We start from the raw sequence: 13352 nt of genomic DNA, 5'->3' as shown, positions 1-13352 counted from the left end.
CGGGACAGCCAGCAGGCAGCCGGTCCGTCCCACGATGCCTCGGGCGGCCGGCTGGCCCGCGGGTTGTCGATCGGCGCCGCGGCCCTGGCGGTCACGGTGCTGGTCCCCTTGGCCATTCCGGGATTCAATGTGGGGGCGTTCCCCCAGGGTGCCAAGGTCAATTTGTGGGGTACCGCCACCGGGCTAAATCCGGTCGTGACCCTGGGAAATGATCTACGGAATCCCACTGGCTACGGCCAGATTACCTATGCCACCGACTCCCCGGATGCGCTCTACCTCCGGGCTGTCACCCTCGAGGACTTCGACGGACAGCGGTGGGAACCGGACCAGCGGTACGGCCTCAGGGAACCCGGGGTGGAGAACATGGGAACCGACGAGGTGAGAGCTTCCATCGACACCGGAGTAGTCACCACCACCCGGATCACCACTAATTCGTTCACCAGCCCCTGGCTCCTCGCCCCCTATGCTCCGGTGGGTTTCTCCAACCTTTCGGGCCGCTGGTCCTGGGATCCGCTGAACCTCAGCGTGATTGCCACCGATAACGGGTCCACCGCCCAGCAACAGTACGACGTCCGCAGCGCTGAGCCGGAACTTTCCCGCGAGGTGCTGGAGGATATTGGCCCGGTCCCCGAGGGGGCTGTCGACGCCCAGTTTCTGGCCCTGCCGGACACCACTCCCGGGATCATCAGGGACACGGCCGCGGAGCTGACCGACGACATCGCCAACCCCTATCAGCAGGCTCTGGCCATCCAGAACTATCTGCGGGGACCAGCCTTCACCTATTCGGTCGACGCCCCGGTCGACGGCGGGTATGACGGGAACAGCCTCGACGTCGTTGCCCGTTTCCTCGAATCCCGGTCCGGGTACTGCGTCCACTATGCCGGTGCAATGGCGGTGATGGCCCGTCTGGCGGGCATTCCCAGCAGAGTGGCTGTCGGCTATGCGCCCGGCGATGCGACCGGAGGATCGGTGCAGGGCCCCGACGGGCTTGAGCTGACCGAGTTTACGGTGACCTCCCAGGACGCCCATGCGTGGCCTGAGCTCTATTTCGACGGCGTCGGCTGGGTGAAATTCGAGCCCACACCCTCCCGCGGCGTGGTTCCCGACTACGCGCAGACGGCCTTTGCCCCCGGATCGCCGGTGCCGAATACCGACGACCTGACGCCGGGGGGCAATCCGCCGCTCGAACCGGGCACGCCAGTGGATCCCCCGATGGGCGCCGACGGCCAGCCTGCCGGAGAAGCCGATCCTGACCGGGCGAGGGAGACCTCGGCTCTGATCACAGCGGCACTGGTGGTCGCTGCACTCCTGCTCATCGTGCCGTTCCTGTTGCGCACCCTGCGCAGCCGGAATCGCCGTCGCAAGTTCAACGCGGCCGTAGGATCCAGGGGGGCAGCAACACTGGCCTGGGCCGAAGCCACCGACCTTGCGGCCGACTATGGCCACCCTGCGCTGCCCACCGACACCCCCCGAACCTTCGCTACCCGGCTAGCGGCCAGCACCAGGATTGATGATGCGGCGGCGACCGCCCTGGCTCGGCTCAGCTGCGCCTACGAGACTGAGGAGTACGCCCACCCGGACCACCTCGTGCACGCCGGGTGGGAGGACATCGAGTCCGTCGTCCGGTCCCTCCGGGAACGCAGCAGCCGCACCGTGCGGTTCAGGGCTCGGTGGCTGCCCAGGTCCCTCTCCAACGACTCCTGACCATGACCTCAGCGAGTCGTCAGGAAGCGGTGGGGTCAGCGATGCCGACGTACTGGGTGTAGAGGTACTCCTCGATCCCCTCGGAACCACCCTCACGGCCCAGCCCGGACTGCTTCACTCCCCCAAACGGCGCCGCGGCGTTGGACACCACGCCAGCGTTCAGGCCGAGCATCCCGACGTCGAGCCGCTCACCGATGCGCAAGCTGCGGTTCAGATCGCGGGTGAACACATAGGCAACCAGTCCGTACTCGGTGTCATTGGCTAGCCGGACTGCCTCGTCCTCCGAGGCGAAGGTGATGATTGGCGCGACGGGACCGAAGATCTCTTCCTGCAGGATCCGCGATCCCGGTGCCACATCGGTCAGGACGGTCGCCTGGTAGAAGTACCCTGGGCCGTCCACCGGCGCGCCACCGACGAGGCAGGTGGCTCCGTCGTCGAGTGCTGAAGTGACCAGTTCGTGCACCTTGGTGCGGCTCTTCTCATCGATGAGCGGGCCGAGCGTCGAGGTTTCCTCGGTGCCGCGGGACGTTTCGAGCGTCTTCATCTTCGCAGCGAACTTCTCGGCGAACTCAGCCGCCACCGATTCGTGGACGATGAACCGGTTGGCTGCGGTGCAGGCTTCTCCCATGTTGCGAAGCTTCGCGAGCATCGCGCCCGCCACTGCGGCGTCGACGTCAGCGTCTTCGAAGACCACGAATGGGGCGTTGCCGCCGAGCTCCATCGACGTGCGCAGCACGTTCTTCGCCGCTGCGGCCAGCAGGTTGCGGCCCACCGGGGTCGACCCGGTGAAGGACAGCTTGCGGAGGCGGCTGTCGTCGATCAGCGGCCCGGTGACGCCCTGGGCGTCGGAGGTGTGGACAACGTTGAGCACGCCCTTGGGCAGGCCAGCCTCTTCGAGAACTGCGGCGAACAACGACGACGTGAGCGGTGTCAGGTTGGCGGGCTTGAGCACCATGGTGCAGCCGGCGGCGATGGCCGGCGCGATTTTGCGGGTAGCCATCGCCAGCGGGAAGTTCCACGGCGTAATCAACAGGCACGGACCGACGGGCTTCTTGTTCACCAGGATCCGGGTCTTGCCGTCGGGTGAGGTGGAGTACCGGCCCGTCGCGCGCACCGCTTCCTCAGAGAACCAGCGCAGGAATTCCGCGCCGTAGGTCACTTCGCCGCGTGCCTCTGCGAGGGGCTTCCCCATTTCCATGGTCATCAAGAGCGCGAAGTCATCCGCGCGGGCGGTAACCAGCTCAAAGGCACGCCGCAGGATTTCACCCCGTTCACGGGGGGCGGTACGAGCCCAGCTCTCCTGCGCGGCGGCGGCCGCGTCCAGGGCCGCCATGCCATCGGCGGGGCTGGCGTCAGCGATGGTTTTGAGGATCTTCCCGGTGGCCGGATCCTCGATGTCGAAGGTCTTCCCGGTCGAGGCGTCCCGCCAGCTACCGCCAATCAGCAGGCCGGTGGGAACCTGGGCCAAAAGTTCCTGCTCACGCTGGGTGGTAACTGCCATAGTCGGTGCCTCCAAGAGGGTTTGCGGGGTGGGAATCGCGAGAAATCGGCGCGTTGGCCGTCCAGCACCACGCTAGACCCGGGATTGGAGGCCTGTCCATGCCAGCCTGCACGGCGTCACCCGTCCTGCGCTGTCCAGATGCACAACGATATCCAGGTGGGTAGCGGCAGACCCCGGTCATGACGCGGCGATCAGCGCGCGGCGATCAGCGCGCGGCGATCACGGCAGCGTAGAGCTCCCGCTTACTGATCCGCGATTCCTCGGCGACTGCCGCCACGGCATCCTTCAACCGGATCCCCTCGTCCACCAGAGCGGCTACTGCGGCCACCCGGTCCGCCGGGTTGGCGGGTGCGGCCGGTGGTGCGCCACCGACGACGACGGCGATCTCGCCCCTGACCTCAGTGGTTTCCGCCCAGTCCAGCAGCTCAGCTAGTGGGCCCCTGAGTACCTGCTCGTAACGTTTGGTGAGCTCCCGCGCTACCGCCGCCGGGCGGTCCGCTCCCAGGACCTGGTGCAGCGACCTCAACATCACCTCGAGGCGGTGGGGTGCCTCGAAGAACACCATGGTCCGCCGTTCGTCAGCGAGCTCAGCCAGGCGCGAGTTCCGCTCCCCCGTCTTGCGCGGCAGGAATCCTTCAAAACAGAATCGGTCCGTCGGGAGCCCTGAGAGGGCAAGCGCGGTCAGCACTGCTGACGGGCCCGGAGCCATGGTGACCTCGACGCCGTCGGCAATCGCGGCCTCCACCAGCCGATACCCGGGATCGGAAACTGACGGCATCCCGGCGTCGGTGACCATGAGCAGGGTCTTTCCGCCCGCCACCTGTTCCAGCAATTCAGCCGTCCGGGCCACCTCGTTGTGCTCGTGATAGCTGACAATCCTGCCCTGCACCCTGATCTCAAGTGCCCTCAGCAGCCGTTGCAGCCGCCTGGTGTCCTCGGCGGCGACAATGTCAGCAGTTTGCAGCAGCGAGACCAGGCGTGCTGACGCGTCGTTCGCGTTCCCGATCGGGGTTGCAGCAAGGACAATCCGGCCGCCGTCGGGAGTGCCCTGTGCGGCGAAATCCGCCGCTGTCTCGAATTCTTCGGATGCGTCCTCGTCAGAGGAGATCGCGTCGGATTCCAGGGGCGAAGCGTCGCTATCATCGTGGGTGTTGCCAGTGGTATTCACCGTTCCAGCGTAGACCCGCAGCGCCAGCGCCGCTGGCCCACCCTGGCGGTAGCATAAGCAAGGTGAGTCATACCGCCGTTTCCCCGCCGCCGGCTGCCGGGGTTCCGGCGGCTCACGGCTGGGTTCATTCTCCGCGCACCGCCTATGACGCGGTGGTGCTGCGACGTCGGCTACTCGGCGAGCGCCTCCCGATGGGAATTCTTGCGTGGCTCCTACCGCTGACCGTCATGGTGATCGGTGGGTTGCTCCGGTTCGTCAGACTTGGCGAACCTGAGACCCTGGTCTTCGACGAAACGTACTACGTCAAGGACGCCTACTCCTACCTGCTGTCCGGGTACGAGCGGGAATGGCCCGAGGACCCCGACGCCGACTTCAACAGCGGCAATACCGGGGTCATCCTGGGCACCCCCGACTATGTGGTGCATCCACCGGTGGGCAAGTGGATGATCGCCATGGGGATGCTCCTTTTCGGTAGTGATAACCCGTTTGGCTGGCGTTTCTCCGCCGCCGTGGTGGGCACGCTGTCCATACTTTTCATCGCTCTCATCGCTCAGCGGCTTTTCGGTTCCCCGATCCTCGGTGCAGCTGCCGGCTTGCTCACCGCCGTCGACGGGCATCACCTGGTGCATTCCCGGACGTCACTCCTTGATGTGTTCCTGATGTTCTGGCTGGTGGTAGCGTTTGGCGCGCTGCTGCTGGACCGGGACCACGCACGCCGGAAACTAGCGGCGAAGCTGTCGGTGCTGGCGGCTGCGGCCCCGGGCGGCGCTCGACCGTCGGCCGCCGACTTGCTGTACGGTCCGTGGCTCGGGCTGCGACCCTGGCGGATTGTGGCTGGTCTCAGTCTTGGCCTGGCCCTGGGCACCAAGTGGTCAGCAATCCCGTATATCGCGGTGTTCGGCCTGATGACCGTGCTCTGGGACATGAACGCCCGCAGGGTTGTCGGGGTGCAGCGGTGGATTACCGGCGCTGTCCTAAGGGACGGGGTTCAGGCTTTTACCTCACTCGTACCGCTCGCTGCCCTGACCTATCTGGCCACGTGGACCGGTTGGTTCCTGTCCTCCGACGCGTACAACCGCCAGTGGGCAGCAGACCACCCAGCCCCAGCGTGGGAGTGGCTCCCGGCGTCGATCCGGTCGCTCGCCGACTACCACCGGGCGGCGTATACCTTCCATGAGGGTCTCGGCTCCGAACACCCGTACGAGTCCACTCCCTGGTCCTGGTTGGTGATGGGCCGACCAGTGTCCTTCTACTACAAGGGTGATTTGGGTGTCGACCAGGGGTGCGCAGTCGAGGCTTGCTCCCGTGCGGTAACTTCAGTAGGCAACCCACTGATCTGGTGGTCCGCGGCAATCGCCCTCATCGTGCTGATCTTCTTCTGGGTGGGACGGCGGGATTGGCGCGCTGGCGCTATCCTCGCCGGTGTCGCGGCAGGGTATCTGCCATGGTTCCTCTACCCGGAACGGACCACCTTCTTTTTCTACGCCATCGCCTTTCAGCCCTTCCTCATCCTGGCCCTCGTCTACTGCCTGGGCCTGATCCTCGGCCGTTCCTGGGCCCCTCCCGCGCGCCGCCGGACGGGCCTGATGCTGGTCGGCGGGTTCGTGGCGGCGGCCGTGCTGCTCTCCGCCTATTTCCTGCCGATCTGGACGGCCGAGCTCATCCCCTATGACCAGTGGCGGCTTCGCATGTGGATGCCCAGCTGGATCTGATCCTCATCAAGGGGCTGATTGCGTGTGGCGTTCAGCCCGCGCCGTTCCGGCCTCGAACCCGTCAACCTCCGCCAAACCGCTGAAGGGTTAGCTCTGGCGACCTGGGGAACCACCAGCCCACCACATCTCGCTTCTCAGCGGTGGACTGGCTCGCTAGAGCGCCAACGAATCCAGGCGACGCTGCTGGGCGGCCTCACCTGCGAGCCGCGACCTGTCGCGTCGGCCCTTTGTGGGCCAGGTGAGCACGAGGGTGACCACCGTGACGATGAGGACGAGCGCCGCGACGGTGATTGCTGCGTCCATCCAGAACTGTGCCGGGAAGAGCCGGATAAGGGTGTCGTCGGCCCTGAAGGTCCAGGTGCCGTCGGCGAAGAACAGGGCGTGGACCTGGGTGAAGAAGGTCTGCCAGCCGAGGATGGCAGTCACGGTGAGTGCAATCATCAGGATCAGGGTTGTGAGGGCCCCGGCGAACAGGCCTCTGCGGACACCGCCGGGATAGGTGCGCGCCAGGTACCAGCAGGCGGCGATGGTGAAGACGAACATCGCGAGCGCGACGGCGAAGCTGATCACCAGGACCACCTTGACGTCGAGCATGTGCCCCACCTCGCTGTCCAGGAAAAGCTGGTCGCCGTCGGAATTGACCAGCTCTCCGAGGTAGCGCGGCGACGCCCAGTTGAGGATGTAGTCGACGGTGTACGACCCATAGGTCATTCGGTCGTCGGTGCTGAAGCCGAAGCTGTCGGCCGGGAAGCCCGGCCGGTGGTACTCCACCCAGAGGAAGAGAGGTGAGGTGACCGCCCGGATCGCCGCCGCGAGGAGCATGATCGGGAAGAACCCGGCGATCAGGACCTGGAATACCCGCGCCATGACGGGTTTGCTGGTGAATGCTTCATCCCGTTCGGCGGCCCGACGTTTCGCTTCTTCCTCAGACGGACGGGCCGACAGAGCCGCAGTGTCAGGCGCGGGATCGTCGACGGTACCGCTGGTCGCGGAGCTGCTGGACTCAGGCTGGTCCGACACGGAGCTCCTGGGCGCGGGGCTGTCACCGACAGAATCACTGGCCGGCTCCGGGTCGCTCTGTTCGGCAGTTGCTGCCGCAGCGGGGCCTGTCGCACCTGCACCCCTGGCCGGCTCCTTGTCGTCGAAGCGGCTGAGATCCGGCATCGTGCTCGCCCTGCGCATCGGTAGTGAACTCCGTTGAGCAATGACCGATTCACCAGCCGGTTCCACCGGAATCGCTGTCGTCTCCGGGGCGGACTCCCCGGCTGGCACGTCAGCTCCAGTGTGCTGCTTGGTCTCGTCGTTTTCAGCCACTGGGTTATCTCCTAGAAATTGCGCAAGTACTTACGAACGAGCGTACCGCCGCGCCCCTTGGATCCTGTGGAGGCCGGTCCGACGTCGGGCGGCTGACCAAAGTCCTGGACCTGCCAGCACCAACAAATCAGGCAGTGCGAACCGTTTCGCCCCGGTCAAGGCTCGAAAGATCCCCGGTATATCCGGCGTTCACCGCCCGGCGTCCCAGCAGCAGCGTATAGGCCCAGTAGCTGGCGAACACCAGGAACCCAATGCTGATCCTCAGCCAGGCGGGGAGCGGGCTGGGCGTAACGAACCCCTCCACCAGCCCGGAGATGAAAAGAACGAGCACCAGGCCAAGCGCAACGGTGATGAGCGATCGGCCTTCCTCCGCGAGCGCGTTGGCCCTGGTCCTGGACCCCGGCGACACCCAGGACCAGAAGATGCGCAACCCTGCCGCGGCTGCGATGAAGATGGCCGTCAGCTCCATAAAGCCGTGGGGCAGGATGTAGATGAAGAACGTGTCCAATTCACCGTAGGCAGCCATGGTGCCACCAGCCATGCCGACGCCCTGGGCATTCTGATACAGGATCCACGGCCCCCAGACGCCAGTCACCCCGAAGGCCACCGCCTGCAACGCAATCCAGGCGTTGTTGGTCCACACGAGGCCCGCGAAGGATGCCGCAGGGTTCTCGAAGTAGTAGTTGACGAAATCTTCCTGGACGTACTGCTCAGCGAACTCGTCGCCGCCCATCGCCGCGATGACTCCCGGAGTATTAGCCACCCAGGCACCGTACAGCCAGGCCACCCCGATGAAGAGCACGCCGACGACGACGGTCAGCCACCGCACCCGGTAGAAGGCCGCGGGGAGGGAGACGACGAAGAAACCTGCGACGTCTTCCATAAAGTTGGAGCGGGCGCCGGTGAATCGGGTCCGAGCTCGGGACAGCCGCATTGACAAGGCGCCCGACAGGGCACTCTCGGGGGCGATTGACCTGATCATCGACAGGTGGGTCGAGGTGCGTTGATAGAGCACCAGCAGTTCATCGGCCTCGGCCCCCGACAGCTTCCGCCGGCGGACCAGCTCATCAAGCCGCTCCCAATCCGGGCGGTTCACCTCAACGAAAGCATCAACGTCCACCCTTTCAGCTTAGCCGGGCCGCGGCCGATAAGCTTCAGGATGAAGGGCCCACCGGGGCCCGGTCGACCAGGGAGATGTGCAATGAGTTCGGTGGTGACAGGTGAGGCAGTAGTCCTGGAGTTGCGTCCCGCGTCCTTCGGCGCCCGCAGCATCAGCCTGCTCATCGACATCATCGCCCAGGCCCTTCTGGCCCTGGCGATCATTCTGGGGGTCAGCGGCACCTTGGGGGGTTCGCTTGACCCAGCCTTGAGCCAGGCGCTGGTCCTGGTCCTGGTCATCTTCGTCGTGCTCGTGGTCCCGGTGACCATCGAGACCCTGACCAGGGGCAAATCGCTGGGCCGATTGGTCATGGGGCTGAGGATAGTGCGCGACGACGGCGGCGCCATCCGCTTCCGGCATGCCTTCATTCGCGGGATGCTCGCCGTCCTCGAAATCTACCTGCTGGTGGGTTCCCTGGCATTCCTGGTAGCGGTGTTCAATGAGCGCTCGAAGCGGCTGGGTGACCTGCTGGCGGGCACCTACTCCATGCATGAACGGGTGATGGAGAAACCCCGGACCCGGGCTGTGACTCCCCCGCATCTCACGGGCTGGCTTGCCACCGCGGATCTTCTTCAACTTCCGGATCCCCTGGCACGGCGGGTAGCGGCATTCATCGGCCAGGCACCCCGCCTGACCCTGATGGCGCGACAGACGCTGGCAACCGAGCTGGCAACCGAGGTGTCCGTTTACGTCGCTCCACTGCCCCCCGCAGACACCCACCCCGAGGACTTCCTCAACGCGGTCCTCGCCGAACGTCGGGAGCGGGACCTCGGAAGGCTGATGCGGCAGCGTGCACGCACCACCAAGGCTGCCGAGCGGCTACACCGGCTGCCGTTCAGCCAGTAATCCGTCAGGCGTGCTGGGATTCCGATGGTTACGGCTGGTTGCTGTATTCACTCCAGGGGGTGTTCCAGTCGCCGAAGCCGTCCCAGATGAACATCGGGCCGTAGCCGGTGTTCTTGATCTGAACGACGTCGCCCGGGCCGAAGGTGTCGTAGAAGTACTTGGCTCCCTCAGGAGACATTCCGATGCACCCGTGGGAGACGTTGATGTTACCCAGCGCGACCTGGGCGGCAGGCAACGCTTCGTGCACGAAAGCACCGCCGTTGGAGATGCGGCTTGCATGATTGACGACTGTGGGCTCATAGTAGGCGTCGTCCCCGGGCTCCAGCCCAATTGACTCGGCGGTGAATTTGGTGGATTCGTACTGCTCCATCACCACGTGGTAGCCGATCGTCGACGGCCAGTCCTCCGTTCCGAGAGTGATGGGGAAGCTTCGGGTCAGGGCCCCATCAATATAGACGTCCATCATCTTGGTCTCGTTGTCGACGACCGCCAGTTTGGTGTTGTGGGTATTGATGGTCATCTGGTTGTCAAAGTTACCGATCATGCCGTTGCCGTAGTCCACCCCAAACAGATTCATGTCGACGGTGATGGTGCTGTTGGGTGCCCAGAACTCTTCGGCGCGGTATCGCACTTTGGTGTCGCTGAGCCAATGGAAGGCCCCGGCCTGGCCGCTGGAGCTCGTAATGGTGATCGCTGACTCCACGTCGTCGCGATTAATTACCGGCTCGCTGAAGTTGATCTCGATTGGCTGGCCCGTTCCCACGGTGGTGCCGTCCAACGGGTAGATACCCGCATCGGCTTCGTTGGCGGGCATCACGGTAGTGAAGCTTTGCGATTCGGTGGCGGTATTCCCAGCGGCGTCGGCCAGCACAAAGTCGAAGTCGTAGGTGGTGGCGAACTCGAGTCGCTCGCTGGCCGTCCACACCGAATCGCCGTCGCTGAATGTGCCTTCAACTGGCTGCCCGCCGTCTGCTGAACGGAGCGTCACGCTTTCGATGACCGCGTTTTCAACCCGGATTTCGGGCACCGCGATCGGATTGACCTCTTCGGCGTTGTCGGCGGGAGTCGCCCCGAACTCAAATGCTGTCGCCACCGTGGGTGTTGGGGACGGCGTCGCCTCGGGCACGGTGGCGTTCGGTGAGGAGGTGGCGTTCGGTGAGGAGGTTGCGGCTGGCACGTTTTCGATCCCGGCCCAGTTGGGGGCGACAGCTATTGCGGCGCCGGCCGCGATCAGGACAGCCGTCACCGCCACCCCACCGATGACCCACCCTTTTCGGCTCCTGCTCATACCCTGCTGACCTTCAGTCATCTTGTCCTACCCACAATCCTGCTGAAAAAATGGCCACCCCACCACCGATTTTACGGTGTGGGGCAGCCATTTTTGGCCAAGCTCTAGGTCACAGCCACGTCAAGCCAGCGGCTAGTAGCGGTAGTGATCCGATTTGTAAGGACCCGATGCCTCGATGTCGAGGTATTCTGCCTGGCTTTTGGTGAGCTCGGTTAGCTCGACGCCGATCGCGTCGAGGTGCAGCCGGGCCACCTTCTCATCGAGGATCTTGGGCAGGACATACACCTGGTTGGCGTACTCGCGGTTTCCCTCGAGATCGTTTTGCTTCCATTTGGTGAACAGTTCGATCTGGGCGATGGTCTGGTTGGCGAACGAGTTGCTCATCACGAAGGAGGGGTGCCCGGTGGCATTGCCCAGATTCAGCAGCCTGCCCTCGGACAGCATGATGATGGTGTGCTCGGCCGCGCCGGTCGCCTCATCGGCCGGGAAGACCCATTCGTGTACCTGGGGCTTGATCTCGACCTTGCGGATGCCGGGGGTTTTCGCCAGACCCGCAATGTCGATCTCATTGTCGAAGTGGCCAATGTTTCCAACGATGGCCTGGTGCTTCATTCCGGCCATGTGGTGCGCCATGATGACGTCCTTGTTGCCGGTCGTGGTGATGAAAATGTCACCCTGTGCCAGCACCGTCTCGAGCCGGGCCACCTGGTATCCGTCCATCGCGGCCTGAAGCGCGCAGATCGGGTCGATCTCGGTGACGATGACTCGTCCACCCTGGCCACGGAGTGCCTCAGCGGCACCCTTTCCAACGTCTCCGTACCCGCACACGACGACGACCTTTCCTCCGATGAGGACGTCGGTCGCACGGTTGAGACCGTCGGGTAGGGAGTGCCGAATGCCGTACTTGTTGTCGAACTTGGATTTAGTGACCGAGTCGTTGACGTTGATGGCCGGGAACAGCAGCTTGTCCTGCTGTGCCAGCTGGTAAAGCCGCATCACGCCAGTGGTGGTCTCTTCCGTCACACCCTTGATGTCTGCTGCGATCCGGGTCCATTTCTGCGGGTCAGCGGCGAGGGTGCCGCGGAGGACGTCCAGGACGACCGAGAATTCGTGGGAGTAGTCAATGTCGTCCTCGGACGGTCCGGCGGGAACCTCACCGACTGCCTCGAATTCAACGCCCTTGTGCACCAGCAGGGTGGCGTCGCCGCCGTCGTCGAGGATCATATTGGGGCCTTGCTCGCCCGGCCAGCTGAGGATCTGGGTGGTGGTCCACCAGTACTCCTCGAGGGTCTCGTTTTTCCAGGCGAAGACCGGTACCCCGGCGGGCTGGTCTGCTGTGCCCGAGCCAACGACTATCGCCGCGGCAGCTTCGTCCTGGGTGGAGAAAATGTTGCACGAGGCCCACCGGACCTCGGCGCCGAGCGCGGTGAGGGTTTCAATGAGCACTGCGGTCTGAACCGTCATGTGCAGGGAGCCGGCGATGCGTGCGCCTTTGAGCGGCTGGCTGTCACCGAATTCACGGCGCAAAGCCATGAGTCCTGGCATTTCATGCTCGGCCAGGCGGATCTGGTGGCGCCCCGCTTCGGCGAGTGAGAGGTCGGCAACTTTGAAGTCAAAGGTCATGGTGTGGCGCATTCCTGTTCGTTGGTGCTGCACTGGGACTAATTTGCGACTGGCCCGTCGTGCTCGTCGGAGCCGGCCTCGGTGGCTGCTACTAGTAGTTCGGGGCGGAGGAGCACAGGGATGCCCTCGTCGATGCTGTATTGCACCGGGTTTCCTGTGCTGTCGGTCACAGAGGAAACCAGGAACTCCCCTTCTTCAACCAGCGCTGAGCCAGTGACGGGACAGCGGACCACAGCAAGCAGATCAGGCGATATGGGGCTCATGAACCAAGCTTATCGCGGGCATGGCGGAGGCAGAACCGTGATTTGCCCCGGGACCGCCTCGGCTTCTGTCCGCGAGGATTCTACTGTTCGCGGAGGATGCGCAGGTGCCCGCGTCGTGCGCCGGCTGCGCCAGCGGGTGGTTCAAGGGTTCCCTTGTTGCCGCGGATCACGGGGCCAGTGTCCTGGTTGCGGTCGGTGGCAGCTTCACGGACGGCGTTGACGAGGGCAACGAGGTCGTCGGGGTGGGGTTCCTGTGGCGTCGATGGCAGGGCGAGTCTGACTACTTCCCAGCCCCGGGGAACGGTCAGTCGTTCGGCGTGAGAGGTACACAGATCGTAACAATGGGGTTCAGCGTAGGTGGCCAGTGGACCAAGGACCGCGGTGGAATCGGAGTACACGAAGGTGAGCGTCGCGACGGCGGCGCGCTCACAGGCAGAGCGTGAACAAGTTCGAAGGGATCCCACGACTAGTCAGCCTACCCGCTCGGCCTTTCAAAGGCGGGGATCATGGCGCAGGTCAGCGCGGCGTTGATTCGGCTCAACGGACCCGCTGCGTCCCATTCCGATCCTGTTTTAGGCACCGCTCGTATTTAAGGGCCCGGTTGGCCCACCAAAACCTTGCATTGGGGCGCAATGGGTTTACAGTCAGTACATGCGGGACAGTTCAACATTCTCTGTGCAGTTGACCGACCCAGACGACGCCAAAGGGTCCGCCCATCGCGGCCCGAGTTTCAGCCGACGTCGGAGAAACAGACACGGCCGGGGCCTTCGCGGG

At 64.5% G+C, this 13352-nt stretch carries 11 protein-coding genes; 3 read left to right on the top strand and 8 right to left on the bottom strand.

Annotation, left to right across the window (positions count from 1 at the left end; translation table 11 throughout):
• The coding region (locus K728_RS0108235; RefSeq protein ID WP_024476382.1) for a transglutaminase TgpA family protein at positions 1-1704 on the top strand (1704 nt) is incomplete at its 5' end.
• Between the two features lie 19 nt (positions 1705-1723).
• Here K728_RS0108235 and K728_RS0108230 read toward each other — a convergent pair.
• A complete protein-coding gene (locus tag K728_RS0108230; protein WP_019483628.1) occupies positions 1724-3205 on the bottom strand; it encodes an NAD-dependent succinate-semialdehyde dehydrogenase in 1482 nt (493 codons plus the stop codon).
• A gap of 205 nt (positions 3206-3410) precedes the next feature.
• Positions 3411-4313 (bottom strand): 16S rRNA (cytidine(1402)-2'-O)-methyltransferase, encoded by a 903-nt coding sequence (gene rsmI, locus K728_RS0108225; RefSeq protein WP_116778952.1) that lies wholly within the window; start codon positions 4311-4313, stop codon positions 3411-3413.
• A 251-nt stretch (positions 4314-4564) separates the two neighbouring features.
• Between rsmI and K728_RS0108220 the strand changes: the two genes are divergently transcribed.
• Positions 4565-6085, top strand: a complete 1521-nt coding sequence (locus tag K728_RS0108220) for a dolichyl-phosphate-mannose--protein mannosyltransferase (protein ID WP_024476381.1) — start codon at positions 4565-4567, stop codon at positions 6083-6085.
• 153 nt (positions 6086-6238) lie between these two features.
• Here K728_RS0108220 and K728_RS0108215 read toward each other — a convergent pair whose 3' ends face one another.
• Together K728_RS0108215 and K728_RS0108210 are read right to left on the bottom strand one after the other, a co-directional pair.
• A complete protein-coding gene (locus K728_RS0108215; RefSeq protein WP_024476380.1) occupies positions 6239-7399 on the bottom strand; it encodes a TIGR01906 family membrane protein in 1161 nt (386 codons plus the stop codon).
• A 127-nt stretch (positions 7400-7526) separates the two neighbouring features.
• A complete protein-coding gene (locus tag K728_RS0108210) occupies positions 7527-8519 on the bottom strand; it encodes a stage II sporulation protein M (protein ID WP_019483632.1) in 993 nt (330 codons plus the stop codon).
• An 81-nt stretch (positions 8520-8600) separates the two neighbouring features.
• On the opposite strand from K728_RS0108210, the gene K728_RS0108205 reads away from it, so the two are divergent.
• Complete coding sequence (locus tag K728_RS0108205) at positions 8601-9404, top strand: RDD family protein (RefSeq protein ID WP_024476379.1); 804 nt, start codon at positions 8601-8603, stop codon at positions 9402-9404.
• Positions 9405-9432: 28 nt separating this feature from the next.
• On the opposite strand, the gene K728_RS0108200 is transcribed toward K728_RS0108205, so the two are convergent.
• The 4 genes from K728_RS0108200 to K728_RS0108185 form a co-directional block, all read right to left on the bottom strand.
• Positions 9433-10713: a L,D-transpeptidase gene (locus tag K728_RS0108200; protein WP_024476378.1), complete on the bottom strand. Its 1281-nt coding sequence runs from the start codon at positions 10711-10713 to the stop codon at positions 9433-9435.
• Positions 10714-10824: 111 nt separating this feature from the next.
• Complete coding sequence (gene ahcY, locus K728_RS0108195; RefSeq protein ID WP_024476377.1) at positions 10825-12315, bottom strand: adenosylhomocysteinase; 1491 nt, start codon at positions 12313-12315, stop codon at positions 10825-10827.
• Between the two features lie 38 nt (positions 12316-12353).
• The gene (locus K728_RS0108190) at positions 12354-12578 is read right to left on the bottom strand and encodes a Trm112 family protein (protein ID WP_019483636.1); all 225 of its coding nucleotides are present in this window, start codon (positions 12576-12578) and stop codon (positions 12354-12356) included.
• An 80-nt stretch (positions 12579-12658) separates the two neighbouring features.
• Entirely contained in the window at positions 12659-13042 is a 384-nt protein-coding gene (locus K728_RS0108185; protein WP_024476376.1) for a DUF3499 domain-containing protein, read from the bottom strand.
• Positions 13043-13352 lie beyond the last annotated feature (310 nt).

Source organism: Arthrobacter sp. CAL618 (assembly GCF_000468215.1).
Lineage (GTDB): Bacteria > Actinomycetota > Actinomycetes > Actinomycetales > Micrococcaceae > Arthrobacter_D.
The sequence above is the reverse complement of the archived record's forward strand: the minus strand, read 5'-3'. Positions and strand labels throughout refer to the sequence as shown.